We start from the raw sequence: 16,611 nt of genomic DNA, 5'->3' as shown, positions 1-16,611 counted from the left end.
TTCGATTTTCGCGCCGCTTGTTTTCAGAATACATATCAAAATACAAGCATTCTTAATAATATTCTTTAATTTTGATTTAATCAAAATTAAAAATCAGATGAAGAAGTTTTCATACCCACTTTTATTGGTTTCCGGATTAGCTTTCGGTCATTTTTTCGAAAAGGGTAAAACGTTTACAAAACAAGATACCTTAAAAGGTTCTAATACCGAATTCAGAAATTTCTGGGATGTAAAAAAGTATGAACTTTCTGTAGAACCCGATTTTCAGCAAAAAAGTATTGTCGGAAATAATAAAATAAGTTTTGAGATTACCAAAGATATTTCAAATCCTGTTTTTCAAATCGATCTGCAACAACCGATGAAAGTTGATGTGGTACAATGCAGTTTTCCTACTCCTAAACCATTTAAAAGAGAAGGTGATTTTATATTTATTTCATCGCATAAAAATTTTAAAAAGGGAGAAAAATATACCATAGACATTGGCTATTCCGGAAACCCGACGATTGCCAAAAGAGCACCTTGGGACGGAGGCTGGATTTTTACAAAAGATGAGAAAGGAAATCCATGGATGAGCGTTGCTGATGAAGGAATTGGTGCTTCAGTCTGGCTTCCTACAAAAGATATTTGGAGTGATGAACCTGATAACGGAATCATTATGAAAATTATTACTCCCAAAGATTTAGTTGGAGTAGGAAATGGAAGATTAATTAACAAAAAAACCGAAAGCAATAAAAATATTTTCACCTGGGAAGTTAAAAACCCGATCAATCCCTATTCTATTATTCCGAATATTGGAAAATATGTGAATTTTAAAGATTCTTACACCGGAGAAAAAGGAAAACTGGATCTTGATTATTGGGTAATCGATTATAATTTAGATAAAGCAAAAAAGCAGTTTCAACAGGTAAAACCAATGCTAAAAGCATTTGAATATTGGTTTGGCCCTTATCCTTTTTATGAAGATTCTTACAAATTGGTAGATTCCCCTCATTTGGGAATGGAGCATCAGAGCAATATCGCTTACGGAAATGGGTACCAAAACGGATATTTAGGCAGAGATCTTTCAGGAACCGGAGTTGGTTTAAACTGGGATTTTATCATTATTCACGAAAGCGGACACGAATGGTTCGCCAATAATATTACCGCAAAAGATCAAGCCGATATGTGGATTCATGAAGCTTTTACCAATTATTCTGAAGTTCTTTTCACCGAAAATTATATGGATAAAAAATCTGCGGATATTTATGCGCAGGGAATTCAGAATAATATTGAAAATGACGTTCCTATTATAGGAAAATACGGAGTGCGAAATGAAGGCAGTGGTGATATGTACGCGAAAGGCGCAAGTATGGTTCATACGATGAGACAGATTATTAATGACGATGCAAAATTCAGACAGATTTTAAGAGGTTTAAATAAAGATTTTTACCATCAAACTGTCACAACCGAACAAGTTGAAAAATATATTTCAGAGAAAGCCGGTTTCAATTTTACAACAATTTTCAACCAATATTTACGGACAACTGATGTTCCTGTTTTAGAATATACTCAAAAAGGAACAGAATTGAAATACCGTTTTGTAAAAGGTGTAAAAAACCTAAATCTTCCGATAAGATTCGGAGAGTATACTATTTCGCCAAATGAATCTTGGCAAACTTTGAAGCTTAAAAATTCAGATCCGGTAGAGTTTAGCAAGAATTATTATATTAAGTATAAACAGACTTAATGAAATTTTTAAAAGCAAAATCATAAGTATGGTTTTGCTTTTTTTTAACTAAAGTTTAGCAAAAAATTATAAATTTCTCTGTAACAAACTCAATTTAAAATCAACTACTTATCAATAAAATAAACCTAATGAAAAAAATAGCACTCAGTTTAGGAATTCTTGCGGTGGCTTTCGTTCAAGCGCAGTCAATCAAGACCAATATTGATTTGGTAAACGTAAAAGACGATAAAATAGCCGTTACGATGGAATTTCCGAAAATGAAATCGAATGACGTGAAATTTCACTTTCCAAAAACAGTTCCCGGAACTTATTCTGTGGATGATTACGGAAGATTTATTGAAGGGATAAAATTTTTAGACAACAAAGGAAAAGAAATCGCTTTTACCAAAGTGAATGACAATACCTATTCTCTGAAAAATGCAAAAGCTTTAAGTAAAATTACATATTTAGTAAACGATAGTTTCGATGAAGAAAATGATACGGATAAACATAAAGCCGTATTCTCACCTTCCGGAACAGACATCGAACAGGGGAAAGTTTATTTGATTAATACACACGGTTTTGTAGGTTATATTGACAATATGCAGGATGTTCCGTATCAATTGGTGATTCAGAAACCTAATGATTTTTACGGAACGACCGCTTTGGTAGATCAGGATAAATCTGAAGCAACAGATACTTTTACATTAGCAAATTACGCTAAACTGACCGATTCTCCTTTAATGTATTCAAAACCTGATTACATTACATTCAATGCAGGCGGAATGGATCTTGTTTTGGGTGTTTATTCTCCGACAGGAAAATATAAAGCTGCAGATTTCAAAGAAAATTTAGAAAAAATGGTCGTTGCGCAAAAGAAATTTTTAGGTGATATGAATACCAATAAGAAATACGCCATCATGCTTTATCTTGCAGGAACTGAAGGTCCGCAAATTAAAGGTTTCGGGGCTTTGGAACATCACGAGTCTACAAGTGTTGTCCTTCACGAAATGATGCCTAAAGAAGCGATTGATGAATCTATTGTTGACGTAGTTTCTCATGAATTTTTCCACACCGTGAATCCTCTGAAGACGCATTCTGAAGAAATTCATTATTTTGATTATGCAGATCCGAAAATGTCTCAACATCTTTGGATGTATGAAGGCGGAACCGAATATTTTGCCAATTTATTCCAGATTCAGGAAGGTTTAATTACCAAAGATCAGTTTTTACAGAGAATCGGCGACAAGATCAAAAATTCTAAAAGCTATGATGACACCATGCCTTTTACGGTAATGAGTAAAAATATTCTTCAGGATCAGTACAAAGACCAGTACAGAAACGTTTACGAAAAGGGAACGCTTTTGACGATGTGTCTTGATATTGAACTGAGAAAATTATCAAACGGAGAAATGGGTTATCGCGATATGATCAGAAAATTATCTCAGAGATTTGGTGAGAACAAGCCATTTAAAGATGATAAACTGATTGATGAATTGGTAACCATTACAGGATATCCGCAGGTAAAAGATTTTTACAATAAATATATTGCAGGAAGCCAGCCGACTCCGTATGCAGATTATTTAGCTCAAGTGGGTGTTGAAATCAAGAAGCAGGAAACTCCGCCAATGTTTTGGTTTATCAAAGATCCTGCACAAACCGGATACGATGAGAAGAATAATGCTTTTGCTTTTGATGATCATTCTGCATTATCTCCATTCTCAAAAAGTATCGGATTTAAAATTACTGATCAAGTTTTTGCTTTAGACGGAAAAACCATCAATATTCAAAATGCACAGGAATTTATCAGCTATGCACAATCGATCAAAGAAGGTCAAAATGTTACCGTAACCGTTCTTCGTAAAAACGGCGATAAAATGGACAAAATTGATTTGAAAGGAAAAGCTGTTTTAGATAAAATAACAATGGAAACATTACAATTTAAAGCCAATCCTACGCCTGCAGAACAGAAACTTCAGGATCAATGGTTGACTGGAAAGAAATAAGCTAATCTAGGTTGTTGATAGTTGATGGTTTGACATCCTATGTAAAAATCAAAAATTATATTATTCAAAGAATTTAAAATAAAAACAAGCGGGGAAAAATTTCCTCGCTTGTTTTTTATAAATAAGATTTTTAGAGTTCCTAAAAAGATTGAATAGTTTTTATTTTTAATAGATTGAATTTTAAACTAAAAACTAACAACCAAAACCTAACAACTAATTATACAATTCCGGCTCAATAGGATTATTATTCTTTTTAAAACCTTCTTTTGCTTTTTTCTCCATTTCTCTGAAAACCTGATTAGGATCTGAAATCTCTCTTCCATCGGCTGTTTTTGTTTTAAAAACGATCTTATTGGTATCAGAATTTTTGGACATCATTTCTCGCATATTTTTCGTGGGATCACTTTTGTATGCTTTCCATGCTTTTTTAAACTGAGCTTTATTAATCTCAATATCCTTCCCTCCCATTCCATAAAGCTGAACTCCTTGCGGAAGATTCATCTCTTTTTCTGTAGTAGTTTGAATCGTTTTATTTCCAACTAAAGTCAGGGAATGTGAACCTGTTTTATCTTCAATTTTCACAATCAAACCGGGAAGTCCGTAGAATTTATAAGGTCCGTCCTGAAAAGGTAGATCTGTAGAAAACCAAGCCGTCCATTCTCTTCCGCCATATTTCGTCGTCGCTTTTTGAGCATTGTATTCACCAATTTTCTGCTTCTCGGGAAGAATTTTCCATTCAGGTTTTTTATCTTCCTCAATTTTATAATTGTCGCTGGAGATCTTTGTGAAAAGATGAGTTTTAAAATCAGGATATTGTTTGGTAACCTTGTAAGAAATCATTCCCGGTTTATCGTTTCTACTGATACTAATGCTGTTGGGACTCAATTTTAATTGTCTCTCCAAATCTGCCTGTGAAGTAGAATCTGCTACAAACTTTTCCTGACCGTAATATTTTGATCCGCTTTTATCAATATCCAAAAGCATTATTTCTTTCAAAACGTTTGCTTTATCTGTAGAATCGGGAATAAATTTATAATCGTAGAAAAAACGGTTTTGAGCAAAACTGGAGAATCCTATAATTAATAAAAGTGCTAAAGATATTTTTTTCATTCTACTTTGTTTTATTAAGTTCTATTCTGTTGTTATCTTTTTTTATATTTGCTTTCAAGCGTTCTTCCTGGTCTTTCATTTGATTTCCGGTACCTTCTTTCATAATCATCGTAACACCGCCCATCTGCATCTGTTTTAAACCTTTCGTAGGATCATTCTTATATTCTTTAACCAATTTGTCATATTGTTTTTGATTGATTAAAACTTCTTTTTCTCCAAAAACATCTTTTGGTATTTCTGTAATATTTTTTACAGCCTGCAGATTAAAAACATGAGATTTACTAAGGTCTTCCAGCTTTACAATTAAACCGGGAAGACCATGAAATTTGTACGGCCCATCCTGAATCGGAATATCTGAAGTGAACCAAGCCGCCCATTTTCTTCCTCCAAATTCAGTTTCCGCTTTCTGGGTATTCCATTCTCCTATTTTTTGCTTTTCGGAGCTTATTTTCCAATCTATTTTTCGGTCATCAGAAACCTTGTACTGATCTCTCAAAATCCTGTTGTGCAAATAAACTTCATACTTCGGATATTTTTTGGAAATCGAATATCTTATGGAGCCCTTTCGTCCATCAGTCTTAACATTCATCATCCCTGTTGAAGCCAATTGTTTTTCCAAATCAACCCTCATAATAGAATCGGAATGGTAAGCAGTATAGCTGTAAAACTTGGATCCCGAATCAGCAACATCAAGATTCATCATCTCCGTTTTTATATCGCCTGTATTGGTAGAATCTGGTATAAAACGGTATTCGTAAGTAAAACGTTTGTTTTGAGCATTGGCAAAAATCCCGATGAGCAATAAACTGAAAACGGTTATTAATTTTTTCATTCTAAAACTTATTTTGTGAATAATTAAAAATTATTTTTGTCTTGTTTTGATATGAATTTCCCCCGCGTCTTTACCGGAAATTTTCGTTTTGTTGATATTAATAGATTCTATATTCTTTGGATCAAGACTTTGCATTTCTTCATTCGAACTTACATTTCCATCAATGAAATATTTTATATCTCCCCCAGAATTAGTCTTAATCATATCTTTCACATTTGTTTTGAAAGTTCCTTCTGTAGAAAGAAATTTACTATTAGAAGGCTTTGAAAAATCTGTATAAGAAGAGCTTGCTGAGTAACTTACTTTCGGTGCATGAGCATTCACTGCAACCACCCACGGCTTTCCTACCATATTTTTTGTCTGCTCTCTTACAATTTCTGCCTGCTGTCTGGCAACTTCTGCTTGTTTTGCTGCAAGTTCTGCCTTTTCTTTAGCTAATTTTTCAAGTTTTCTTATTTCTTTTTTGCTGAGGCCCGGAAGATTTTTATAATCAATATTGGGAACATTATAAGAATACATCCTTACTTTTGGGAAATTTGGAGTCGCTGGTGAAGCAGGAGGTAATGGAACTTCAGGAAAATCAAAATTTAGTTTAACATATTCTCTGGCCGCGTTCTTAAAATCATCAGATTTAAAATATTCTCCTGAGGCCTTCAACTGATCTCTCATTTTTTGACGAGCTTCAGCATGATTATAGTTTTGTACACTTGAAATTTTCCCAATTTCTTCAGACAGTTTACCAATTTCTGTTATATTTTTCTCGAAATCTTCGCTTTCAGGGTTAAGAGTTTTCAAAACTTTTGATTTCTCTTCAATTTTTTTACCGAGTTCTGCAATTTTCGTCTGATGTGCATCAACTTTAAATGATGCTTTTGGAGTAACAATTTCTTGTGGTTTTTCTATCTTCTGTGGTCTTACAGTATCCTGTTTAATTTCAGCAACAGCTTTTTCAATTTCGTTGTTTACTTCTTTTATTTCTTTGTTTTTTGCATTAACCATGTATGCAAATGCAACGGTGAATAAAACCGGTAAGGCAAATATTCTGCGCACATACCCGAATTTTGTTTGAGGTTTTTGTAACATTTTGAGTCGTTTTTTAAGGTTTGAACTTAGAAACGGACTGGTCGCAGGCAAAGTTTTTCCGGAAAAGTGGCTTGCTAAAAGCATCTGCGCAAATGCTTTTGTGTCCGATTGTTTTACGGCTTTTTTATCAGCCAGATATTCGTGTATTAAATTGATTTCTTTTTTGATAATATAAAAGAACGGATTGAACCAAAAAACAGAAGTAAGGATCTCTATAAATATCTTGTCTATAGAGTGTTTTTGTTCAATATGAACCATTTCGTGCTTTAAGATCTGTTTTCCGACTTCTGAATTGATCACAATAGAGTTTTTCCAGAAAAGATTTTTGAAATACGAAAATGGTGCTTCAGAAAGATTGGTCTGGTAAAAATTTACCCCTTCAAAACTTTCTTTTTCAAACTGGCTTTTGAGTTGTTGGATTCTGAAAATCCCATACATGAACTTCCCTAAAAAATAGAGAGAAACCAATCCCAAACCAGAAAGAATAATTCTAAAATAAATGTAGACATGATCTATATTATTAGTTGTATTTAAATTCTGTAATTTATTAATCAACAAAAAAAGATTCTCATTAACTTCAATCGTAAAATCTTCCACTTTAATAAGAGGCAGCAAAATTGAGATTAACATTGCCGACAAAAGATAAAATCTGTTGTAATGATGAAAGGTCTTATCTTTTAAAGACAACTGATAATATAAAAACATTACACCCGAACAGATAATCACTTTTCCGAAATAAAAAAGGAGAGCTTCCATATTAGTCTTTATTTTTAAGTTCGCTTAATAACATTTCAAGGTCTTCAACGGTCATTTCGTTTTTTTCAACCAAAAAAGAAACGGCACTTTTGTAAGAGCCTTTAAAATAATTTTTCACTAAACTTTTCATCGTTTTCCCCGAATACTGCTCTTTTGTTACCAAAGGAAAATATTCATGCTGTCTTCCGTACACATTATAATCTACAAACTCTTTATCTTTTAAAACTTTCAGAATCGTAGAAACGGTATTGGTATGCGGTTTGGGTTCGGGATAAAGATCCAAAACATCTTTAAGAAAACCTTTTTCAAGTTTCCATAAAAACTGCATTACCTGTTCTTCTGCTTTTGTTAAAGTCTGAATGATCATAAACTGAATTTTAATTGTTGTGATAAAATTACTAAAAAAATCATATCACTAATAAATTAGTTATACAAATGTAGAAATATTTTTAATTCGAACAACTATTTTTTTAGTGATAAAAATAAAAATTAAATAACCACCTGAATATCAATTATATAAAAAACATTAAAATATGTTAATTTTTTATTTACTAGAAATATTCAATTATTAATCAACAGAGAAAAGCTAAATATGGGTGTAAATTCTTAAAACTTGTTAATTTTTATTAAATAAAATTAAAATGAATATGCAAAGAATGAGAAAATATATTTATTTTAGTGCTTTAAAAATTTCTAATGAAAAGATATACTCTATTTTCTGTTTTAATGTTGTTGATATTTAATGTAACATCAGCACAAACATCTTCAGTTTTCGGATCGGTTGCAGAAGCAAAATCAAAAATTGAAAGAACCGTTCCTTTAGTTTTGGAACATTTGAAAAAGATAAGCGAATCGCAAAATGATAATTCCATTCTTACTAATGGTACAACCGCTCTTAAAAAAGAATATGATGCCGTTGCATTAGAATTTGATCTTTACAGAGGAAATATGGCGAGTTGCATTGTTAATAAATCGTCTAAAAAAGCAACAAAATGTATGAATTACCACACTTTGTATTTTAGAAATACATTAGGTAATTACGATAACTTCATCAATTATATCACAAAGAAAAACGGATATTTAGGAGTAGAAGATGATGCTGTAAAAAAAGATTTCAAGCCTACAGAAATTGCTACTAAAATCGATACAGACTTTACAGCAGCTTCAAAAGCAGCAGGAAAATTAAAAGGTATGACAAAAGCATCTTACTTTGAGCAGGTAAAATCTGAAGATTTTAAATTGGCTCCTTTCGATACTTTAGTTAAATAATAGCTACTTAAATATAAAAAATCCCGTTTCATTGAAGCGGGATTTTTTTTATAATTGTTTGTATTCATCAGTTACTACTCTTCCGTCAAAAGGCTCGCTCCATACAACAAAAACATTATCGTTTGCTCTGTTGATTTCGGCTTGGATCAAAGTATATGTTCCATTCTCTTCTTTTCTTTCAACGATTAAATCTACACCTTCACCAATATCATTTTTTTTGAATCCTAATTTGTATCGGTCACCGTCTTTTACAAAGTCCTGTTTGCTAAAATTTATACTTGCCATATTTATTTATTTTATGGTTACGATAAGCAATTAATAAACCATTATCATTTTTAAAATTAATCCTTTTTAAGAATGATAATTTTTTGGATTTTAAGCACAAAAAAAGGAGAACCATTTCTGATTCTCCTGTTGGTAGCGGGGACACGACTCGAACGTGCGACCTCCGGGTTATGAGCCCGACGAGCTACCTACTGCTCTACCCCGCGGTATATTTTTAAAACGTTTAACGAAAACGTTATACTTAGTAGCGGGAACCGGACTCGAACCGATGACCTTCGGGTTATGAGCCCGACGAGCTACCTACTGCTCCATCCCGCGATATATCTTTATAGTGTTTACCGAAAACACTTTTCTTAGTAGCGGGGACACGACTCGAACGTGCGACCTCCGGGTTATGAGCCCGACGAGCTACCTACTGCTCTACCCCGCGGTATATTTTTAAAACGTTTACCGAAAACGTTATACTTAGTAGCGGGAACCGGACTCGAACCGATGACCTTCGGGTTATGAGCCCGACGAGCTACCTACTGCTCCATCCCGCGATATATCTTTATAGTGTTTACCAAAAACACTTTTCTTAGTAGCGGGGACACGACTCGAACGTGCGACCTCCGGGTTATGAGCCCGACGAGCTACCTACTGCTCTACCCCGCGATATTGGATTGCAAATATACGAATATATTTCAAAAACACAAGCAATCCTTTTAAATAAAGCATTTTCATAAAATTTATTTAAATATTCGTACATTTGTTTATGGCAAAAATTTTGAAAATCTACCCGGACAATCCTCAGGAAAACCTTATCAATGAGGTTATTAAAACTTTGAATAACGGCGGACTGATTATTTATCCGTCTGATACAATTTATGCTTTAGGTTGCAATATTTTTGATATCAAAGCCATGGAAAAACTGGCACAAATAAAAAAACAGAAACTGGAGAAATCAAAATTCTCGATTATCTGTAATGATTTAAGCCATTTATCAGACTTTACAAGACCTATTGACACCTCTGTTTTCAGGTTTCTTAAAAGTCATCTTCCTGGTCCGTTCACATTTATTCTAGAGGCGAATAAAAGTTTACCTTTAGCATATAAGGGTCATAAAACGATTGGTATTCGTGTACCTGATCATTCCATTCCGCAATTGATTGTTGAAAAATTAGGACATCCTATTGCATCAACTTCCATTAGAGATGATGACGAAATCCTTGAATACTCTACAGATCCGGAACTGATTGCTGAAAAATACGACCATCTGGTTGATATTGTAATCGATTCAGGTTATGGAGACAATATTGCCTCAACCATTGTAGATCTTACATCGGGCGAGCCGGAAATAATCCGTCAGGGAAAAGGAGAAATTTAGAACGAGTTGTAAAATGAGTCTTAACGGAAGATATTCTTTAGGCATAATCCTTACTTTCGTATTGCTTGCCGCTTCAATGTTGTTTTCAATCCCGACAATTAATTCATTTTTGAATTATAAGACCTTAACTGCTGATCTTTTTTTTTACGACAGACTTTCTCTATGGTTGATTTTAATATTAGTTTTAGTCTATAATTTTTTTATTGAAAACAGATCATTCTTTGTTTGGGAAGAAAAGAAATATTCACCTTTATTTTATTTGGGTGCTGTAATCGCTTTATACTTTATTTGTGTATTTGGCGGAGCTTTTCTCAATGCAATTATTATTTTCTTAACCGAAGAAAAAACAAGCAAAAGACTTTTAGAATTTAAAATCTTATTTAACAACAATTATTTTCTCATTATTTTCACCTGTCTTACCGCTGGAGTTATCGAAGAATTATTGATGCGGGCTTACATTCAGCCAAGAATTGAAAAAATATACAACAGTCCGAACTTGGGAGTGATTGTTTCTGCCCTTTTATTCGGAATTTTACACAGCACTTACGGAACAATCGGTCAGGTTGTTGTCCCATTTTTTATTGGGATCGTATTTGCTTTATTTTATAAAAAATATTCAAACATTAAAATTCTTATTATCTGCCATTTCCTGATAGACTTTATCTCGATGATGATAATGAATTTTATTGATTCTAAACATTTATCTTTACTTAACTTATGAAAATCATAACTTCTCCTGCAAAATTAATGAACATAGAAAACTCAACAGATTTATTGAGAAGTTCTACCCCAAAATTCATTGAAGAAGCAGAATTAATTCAATCTCATTTAAAACATAAATCTCCAAAATATCTTTCCGAATTAATGGAAATTTCGGCAAAGTTAGCAGACGAAAACTGGGAAAGAAATCAAAAATGGAAATCTAAACCTACCTCAAAAGAATCAGCTCCTGCAATGTTTGCTTTTACAGGCGAAGTGTATCGTGGTTTGGATGCGAAAACATTAGACAAAAATGCGATTGATTATCTTCAGAAAAGCTATAGAATACTCTCCGGTCTGTATGGTTTGTTGAAACCTTCAGATAAAGTAATGTTGTACCGTCTTGAAATGGGAAGACGATTTGAATTTGAAAATTACAAAAACCTTTACGGATTCTGGACAGAAAAAGTGACCGAATTACTTAATTCTGAAATGAAGAAGAACGAAATCCTCTTGAATTTGGCGAGCAACGAGTATATAAAAGTGGTTGACAGAAAAAAACTCAATCACCAGGTTATCGATTTTGATTTCTACGAAATGAAAGAAGGAAAAATGAAAACAATCGTAGTTTACACGAAACATGCAAGAGGTTTAGTCGTAAGATTCTGCGCAGAAAATAATGCAAAAACATTGAATGATGTGAAAGCTTTCAACTATGAAGGCTACAGAATTGATGAGGAAAAATCAACTGACACCAAACTCGTTTTCACAAGATAATGACGCTATCACAACTTAAAAAGCATTTTTCAGATTCACTTTCAGAAATTTACACAGATTCTGAAAGTGTCTTTATATTTCAAATTTTCACTGAACATATTTTAGAATTAAATAACTTTCAGCAAAGACAATCTTCAGATTTGGAATTATCTGATGAAAACATCAACAGATTTCAGCAAATTATTTCAGAATTAAAAACCGGAAAACCTTATTTACAGATTTTAGGAGAAACCGAATTTTATGGAATGAAGATTTTTGTGGATGAAAATGTTTTGATTCCACGTCCGGAAACAGAAGAATTGCTTGAGTTTGCGATAAAAAAGATACAAGATGCGAGATGCGAGATGCGAGATGCGGGTTCAGAGATTCTGGATGTAAATAACCTTTATTTTTCGGAAGAGAAAAACCCTAAAACGCTCCAACTATCAAACTCTCCCATCAAAATATTAGACATTGGAACCGGAAGCGGAATTATTCCTTTGGTTTTAAAAAAACATTTCCCCGAAGCTGAAATTACTTCCATTGATTTTTCAGAAAAAGCTTTAGAAACAGCGAAAAAAAATGCAGATTTTCACCAGCTTGAAATCAATTTTATTTATGCTGATTATTTGAGTTTAGATTTAAATCAAAATTTCGATGTTATTATTTCAAATCCGCCTTATATCGGGATTGATGAAGATAATGAAATTGCTGATTCGGTAAAAGGATTTGAGCCTAAAATGGCATTATTCTCTCCTACTTCTGATGCTTTGATTTTCTACCGAAAAATTGCTAAAGATTCTAAAAAATATTTGAATAAAAACGGTTTGTTGTTCTTAGAAATCAATCAGAAACTGGGAAAAGAAACATTAGAATTGTACAGCAATTTTTCTCATAGTGAGCTCATCAAAGATTTGAGTGGAAATGACCGTATTATTTTGGGGGTAAAATAATGGGCAAATTTTAAATACAGACTGTAGCGTATGATATTTATCAGAAGAAAATAGTTTTTGTGTGATTTCTATGATTACGTATTAAAATCCGTAACATTAAATTAACATCCCACAATAATCACAATTACATTATTTTCTATTTTTAAGTCAATATATCATCAAATACATAAAAAAATAGCTATCTAAAACATCTCCAAATAATTAAGCTTCTATAGCAATAAAAAGCATTTAACACAAAAACAGCTATTTTCATTAATGTTTTTATAGAAACAAGTACCAAAAAGCTCAAAATAACATTTATTAAAAATTCATTATAATAAATAGTTTTTAAGTTATTAATAATTCAATTATTTGTATTAATTATTTATATATATTTAGTGCAATCGATTACATTTTGTCATATTAATATGCTATTAACTTAAACTATTACGTCATGAAAAACTTTTTAACTTATTTACTGTGCTTTTTCAGTTTTCTGAAAATAGCTGCACAAAACACAACTATTACGCAAGCAACAGGCTGGATGGAGACCGCCTATATTAAATGGACTCCAATAAACGGAGCCGATAGCTATAAGGTCTATTATACAGGAGGAAATTTTACTGATCAAATCATCGACACACAACTAATACGTAATTATGGATCATATTATAGAGCAGATGCATTAGGACTCAGTCCAGGAGTCTATACCATGAAAGTAGTTCCTGCCATTGGGAACGTAGACGGACCAGCGACTGTATCGGCACCGATAACGGTAACGGCACACGACAGAACCGGTTTTGCGCACCATAGCGGAAGAGTGCCCGGAGCATACAATCTTGACGGAACATTAAAAGCAAATGCTGTCGTTTTATACATCACCCAGGATACAAAAAATACGGTTTCGATGAATGTTACCGGAGCTAATTCTAATCCCTGTGTTGGTTTACAGTCTATTTTAGACGGATTCAAGAAAGGTTTAGATTTCCGACCACTCGTTATCAGATTGATTGGTAATGTTACAGATCCAAACTATATGCTCAATGGAGATATTGTGATAGAAAACAAAAAAATTGCAGCAAGCTCTATCACTTTTGAAGGTGTTGGTTCTGATGCGTTGGTAAACGGATGGGGAATCAGAATAAAAACAGCAACAAATATTGAAGTTCGTAACTTAGGATTTATGCTTACTGATGCTTCTGAGGGCGACAACCTTAGTTTGCAGCAAGACAATACTTATATTTGGGCTCACAATAATGATTTCTTTTACGGTGCGCCGGGATCGGATGCCGATCAGGCAAAAGGTGATGGTGCACTTGATGCAAAAAAATCTACCTATGTAACATTTTCATACAATCACTTTTGGGATAACGGGAAGAGTTGCCTTTTAGGCTTAAGTGAAGGTACTACTACAGATTTATACATTACTTATCATCATAATTGGTTTGATCATTCAGATTCAAGACATCCTCGTGTACGTTTCTTTTCAGCACATGTTTACAACAATTATTATGATGGAAACTCAAAATATGGTGTAGGATCAACATTAGGTTCATCGGTATTTGTAGAGGGTAATTATTTCAGAAACTGTAAATATCCTATGTTGATTTCTAAGCAAGGAACAGACATTGCGGGAGGTGCAACCGGAACTTTTTCTAATGAGAACGGAGGCATAATCAAAGCTCACAACAACTATATGACCGGTCAGACTGCTTTTATTCCATATAGTTCAACGGCGCTTACCCAATTTGACGCCTATGTTGCAACGAATAGAAACGAAGTTTTGGCAAGTAGTATCACCGCTGTACAAGGTAGTGCCGCTTATAACAATTTCGACACCAATCCTTCATTGTATATTAATTCTTTGGTTGTAGACAGCCCTATTGTAGCAAGAGATAAAACGATGCAATATTCAGGAAGAGTTTCTGGTGGTGATATTAGCTGGACATTCAACAATGCAGGAGATGATACAAGTTCTGCAGTCAATACAGGATTAATGGCATTATTACAGAATTATACATCATCTCTTATTTCTGTTCAGGGAATTGCTTCACCTACAGTAAGTTCACAAACATTAAGCATACCTTCTAATAATGACCAAACGGTGATTACTGCTACAGCAATGGCACCGATGATATTTACATGGGGTGGAACAGCCACTGATGTAACAATATCAGGATTACCGGCTTCAGGAGTAAGTTTTGTAAAAAATACGACCAATAAAACAGTGACCATATCTGGAAATCCTACTGATGATGTGAGCTTCACCGTAAATACTGTAGGATCAGCCGGAACCTCAGTTTCAGGAACAGGTAGCATTAGTGTGATTGCGCCAGGAACCCCTCAAGGTAATGAAATTCATAATTTCACTACATCTGCTTTAAACAGTACATTCTATACATTTACATCAGCAAACATTAATTCTACAGACGGATCTGCATCCTATGATGGGGCTACTCTAACAAAACGTTTAAAACTGGAATCTGCAACATCCATAACGTACAGCACTTTGCAAACTTCTACTTTAACTTTAGTTTTGGATCCAACTTTTAACGGAACAGTAAAGTTTGACAATGTAAATTATACTGCTACATCAGGTATTATAACAATTCCGAATATTGCTCCCGGAGCACACACTATTACAAAAGGAAGTGTTGCGAATCTATTTTATATTAAAACAGTATTTAATACCGCAGGAGTTTTAGCCACTCAAGAAAACAGATTAGAAAAATTAAGTATTTACCCAAATCCTGTTAATTCTATACTTACGATCTCTGTACCAAAAAACAGTTCAGTTGAGCAAATAATTGTATCAAACTCTGTCGGACAAGTTGTTAAAACAATAAATGAAAATATTACAAAAATTGATATGACAAGTTTAAAGAGTGGTATTTATTTCTTACAGATTAAAACTAAAGAAGGAATATTCAATCAAAAAATCATGAAAAACTAATAAGTAATTAAAAAAATATTTGAAATCCGTCTCACAATTGTGAAGGCGGATTTTTAGTTCAATCACAAAATTCTCAGATACCCCCTAATGATCACAAGACAATTTTAGCCGATAGTAGAAATATTCATACATCAATATTTCGACAAAAAAACAAAACCAATGAAAATATCCATTGGTTTTATGTTTAAGAATTTAGAAATCTCTAACTAATCCTTTTTCTGATAAATATTTCGTACGCCAGATAAATCAGTGGAAGAGACATGATACCAATAAACAGAGAATGTTCAATTGCACTTTGAGGTTGGATAATCACCGCATAAACAAGTCCAAAAAAAGCACCTCCTAAATGTGCTGCATGCCCCAAATTATCCCATTGTTTAGGATTAAGCATCATATAAACAGAATAACTGAAATACAATAATCCAAAGATAAAACCTGGAATTGGAATGGGTATGAAAAAGAAGTAAATTCCGATATTGGGCATCATTGCAATCGCGGCAAACAAAATCCCTGAAACCCCGCCACTCGCTCCAATTGCTGAATACCACGGCTGTTTTTGATAAATAAATAATGAAAAAATATTTCCTAAAAGAATAGATCCAAAATAAATAATAAGAAATCCTATATTTCCGAATCCTTCTAAAATCACCGGACCGAAGAAATATAACGTCATCATATTAAATAATAAATGCATTATATCTGCATGCAGAAATCCGGCAGAAAGTACTCTTACATATTCTTTTCGATGCAGAATCGCTCCAACATTGAATTTATATTTTTCAAATATCTCTTTATTATTAAATGCGATAAAACTGATAATTGCAGTGATTGCAATAATTAATATTATGATATTCATATT

The 16,611-nt window shown here is 33.2% G+C and carries 14 protein-coding genes and 5 tRNA genes; 8 read left to right on the top strand and 11 right to left on the bottom strand.

Features of this window, described 5'->3' with window-relative positions; all coding sequences use genetic code 11:
* The first annotated feature begins 97 nt into the window (after nt 1–97).
* Nucleotides 98–1,726, top strand: coding sequence for a M1 family metallopeptidase (locus tag B5X64_RS20195; protein WP_079466935.1), 1,629 nt, complete (start codon nt 98–100; stop codon nt 1,724–1,726).
* 128 nt (nt 1,727–1,854) lie between these two features.
* A complete protein-coding gene (locus B5X64_RS20190; protein ID WP_079466934.1) occupies nt 1,855–3,711 on the top strand; it encodes a M61 family metallopeptidase in 1,857 nt (618 codons plus the stop codon).
* 213 nt (nt 3,712–3,924) lie between these two features.
* Here the strand turns inward: B5X64_RS20190 and B5X64_RS20185 are convergent, their stop codons facing one another.
* Genes B5X64_RS20185 through B5X64_RS20170 form a run of 4 tightly spaced genes read right to left on the bottom strand, consistent with a single transcriptional unit; the run spans nt 3,925 to nt 7,859 of the window.
* Nucleotides 3,925–4,821 carry a GLPGLI family protein gene (locus tag B5X64_RS20185; RefSeq protein WP_079466933.1) on the bottom strand — a complete coding sequence of 299 codons (897 nt, stop codon included), beginning with the start codon at nt 4,819–4,821 and terminating at the stop codon, nt 3,925–3,927.
* Between the two features lies 1 nt (nt 4,822).
* Nucleotides 4,823–5,653, bottom strand: a complete 831-nt coding sequence (locus B5X64_RS20180) for a GLPGLI family protein (protein WP_079466932.1) — start codon at nt 5,651–5,653, stop codon at nt 4,823–4,825.
* A 30-nt stretch (nt 5,654–5,683) separates the two neighbouring features.
* Nucleotides 5,684–7,492, bottom strand: coding sequence for a M56 family metallopeptidase (locus tag B5X64_RS20175; protein WP_079466931.1), 1,809 nt, complete (start codon nt 7,490–7,492; stop codon nt 5,684–5,686).
* Between the two features lies 1 nt (nt 7,493).
* Entirely contained in the window at nt 7,494–7,859 is a 366-nt protein-coding gene (locus B5X64_RS20170) for a BlaI/MecI/CopY family transcriptional regulator (protein ID WP_066679295.1), read from the bottom strand.
* Nucleotides 7,860–8,188: 329 nt separating this feature from the next.
* On the opposite strand from B5X64_RS20170, the gene B5X64_RS20165 reads away from it, so the two are divergent.
* Nucleotides 8,189–8,761, top strand: a complete 573-nt coding sequence (locus B5X64_RS20165; protein ID WP_079466930.1) for a hypothetical protein — start codon at nt 8,189–8,191, stop codon at nt 8,759–8,761.
* 48 nt (nt 8,762–8,809) lie between these two features.
* Here the strand turns inward: B5X64_RS20165 and B5X64_RS20160 are convergent, their stop codons facing one another.
* From B5X64_RS20160 to B5X64_RS20135, 6 genes are all read right to left on the bottom strand, one after another.
* Nucleotides 8,810–9,046, bottom strand: coding sequence for a hypothetical protein (locus B5X64_RS20160; RefSeq protein ID WP_079466929.1), 237 nt, complete (start codon nt 9,044–9,046; stop codon nt 8,810–8,812).
* 130 nt (nt 9,047–9,176) lie between these two features.
* Nucleotides 9,177–9,252, bottom strand: a tRNA-Met gene (locus tag B5X64_RS20155).
* A gap of 39 nt (nt 9,253–9,291) precedes the next feature.
* A tRNA-Met gene (locus B5X64_RS20150) sits at nt 9,292–9,364 on the bottom strand.
* Between the two features lie 39 nt (nt 9,365–9,403).
* Nucleotides 9,404–9,476, bottom strand: a tRNA-Met gene (locus B5X64_RS20145).
* Between the two features lie 39 nt (nt 9,477–9,515).
* Nucleotides 9,516–9,588, bottom strand: a tRNA-Met gene (locus B5X64_RS20140).
* 39 nt (nt 9,589–9,627) lie between these two features.
* Nucleotides 9,628–9,700: transfer RNA gene (locus B5X64_RS20135), tRNA-Met, on the bottom strand.
* A 100-nt stretch (nt 9,701–9,800) separates the two neighbouring features.
* Between B5X64_RS20135 and B5X64_RS20130 the strand changes: the two genes are divergently transcribed.
* From B5X64_RS20130 to B5X64_RS20110, 5 genes are all read left to right on the top strand, one after another.
* Complete coding sequence (locus tag B5X64_RS20130; protein ID WP_066679406.1) at nt 9,801–10,412, top strand: L-threonylcarbamoyladenylate synthase; 612 nt, start codon at nt 9,801–9,803, stop codon at nt 10,410–10,412.
* Between the two features lie 13 nt (nt 10,413–10,425).
* A complete protein-coding gene (locus B5X64_RS20125; protein ID WP_079466928.1) occupies nt 10,426–11,133 on the top strand; it encodes a CPBP family intramembrane glutamic endopeptidase in 708 nt (235 codons plus the stop codon).
* Nucleotides 11,130–11,888, top strand: a complete 759-nt coding sequence (gene yaaA, locus B5X64_RS20120; RefSeq protein ID WP_079466927.1) for a peroxide stress protein YaaA — start codon at nt 11,130–11,132, stop codon at nt 11,886–11,888. Before B5X64_RS20125 ends, yaaA begins: the two co-directional genes overlap by 4 nt.
* A complete protein-coding gene (locus tag B5X64_RS20115; protein WP_079466926.1) occupies nt 11,888–12,820 on the top strand; it encodes a N5-glutamine methyltransferase family protein in 933 nt (310 codons plus the stop codon). The genes yaaA and B5X64_RS20115 overlap by 1 nt, the downstream gene beginning before the upstream one ends.
* 433 nt (nt 12,821–13,253) lie before the next feature.
* Nucleotides 13,254–15,752, top strand: coding sequence for a pectate lyase family protein (locus B5X64_RS20110; protein WP_079466925.1), 2,499 nt, complete (start codon nt 13,254–13,256; stop codon nt 15,750–15,752).
* A gap of 202 nt (nt 15,753–15,954) precedes the next feature.
* Here B5X64_RS20110 and B5X64_RS20105 read toward each other — a convergent pair whose 3' ends face one another.
* Entirely contained in the window at nt 15,955–16,608 is a 654-nt protein-coding gene (locus tag B5X64_RS20105; protein WP_079466924.1) for a rhomboid family intramembrane serine protease, read from the bottom strand.
* Nucleotides 16,609–16,611: the final 3 nt, after the last annotated feature.

The organism is Chryseobacterium balustinum (assembly GCF_900168205.1).
In the GTDB taxonomy this organism is placed as follows: domain Bacteria; phylum Bacteroidota; class Bacteroidia; order Flavobacteriales; family Weeksellaceae; genus Chryseobacterium; species Chryseobacterium balustinum.
The sequence above is the reverse complement of the archived record's forward strand: the minus strand, read 5'-3'. Positions and strand labels throughout refer to the sequence as shown.

Bases quoted from the DNA above. Each gene is read 5' to 3' on its own strand.
- B5X64_RS20195 (WP_079466935.1), top strand. From the start codon at position 98: ATGAAGAAGTTTTCATACCCACTTTTATTGGTTTCCGGATTAGCTTTC.
- B5X64_RS20190 (WP_079466934.1), top strand. From the start codon at position 1,855: ATGAAAAAAATAGCACTCAGTTTAGGAATTCTTGCGGTGGCTTTCGTT.
- B5X64_RS20185 (WP_079466933.1), bottom strand. From the start codon at position 4,821: ATGAAAAAAATATCTTTAGCACTTTTATTAATTATAGGATTCTCCAGT.
- B5X64_RS20180 (WP_079466932.1), bottom strand. From the start codon at position 5,653: ATGAAAAAATTAATAACCGTTTTCAGTTTATTGCTCATCGGGATTTTT.
- B5X64_RS20175 (WP_079466931.1), bottom strand. From the start codon at position 7,492: ATGGAAGCTCTCCTTTTTTATTTCGGAAAAGTGATTATCTGTTCGGGT.
- B5X64_RS20170 (WP_066679295.1), bottom strand. From the start codon at position 7,859: ATGATCATTCAGACTTTAACAAAAGCAGAAGAACAGGTAATGCAGTTT.
- B5X64_RS20165 (WP_079466930.1), top strand. From the start codon at position 8,189: ATGAAAAGATATACTCTATTTTCTGTTTTAATGTTGTTGATATTTAAT.
- B5X64_RS20160 (WP_079466929.1), bottom strand. From the start codon at position 9,046: ATGGCAAGTATAAATTTTAGCAAACAGGACTTTGTAAAAGACGGTGAC.
- B5X64_RS20130 (WP_066679406.1), top strand. From the start codon at position 9,801: ATGGCAAAAATTTTGAAAATCTACCCGGACAATCCTCAGGAAAACCTT.
- B5X64_RS20125 (WP_079466928.1), top strand. From the start codon at position 10,426: ATGAGTCTTAACGGAAGATATTCTTTAGGCATAATCCTTACTTTCGTA.
- yaaA (WP_079466927.1), top strand. From the start codon at position 11,130: ATGAAAATCATAACTTCTCCTGCAAAATTAATGAACATAGAAAACTCA.
- B5X64_RS20115 (WP_079466926.1), top strand. From the start codon at position 11,888: ATGACGCTATCACAACTTAAAAAGCATTTTTCAGATTCACTTTCAGAA.
- B5X64_RS20110 (WP_079466925.1), top strand. From the start codon at position 13,254: ATGAAAAACTTTTTAACTTATTTACTGTGCTTTTTCAGTTTTCTGAAA.
- B5X64_RS20105 (WP_079466924.1), bottom strand. From the start codon at position 16,608: ATGAATATCATAATATTAATTATTGCAATCACTGCAATTATCAGTTTT.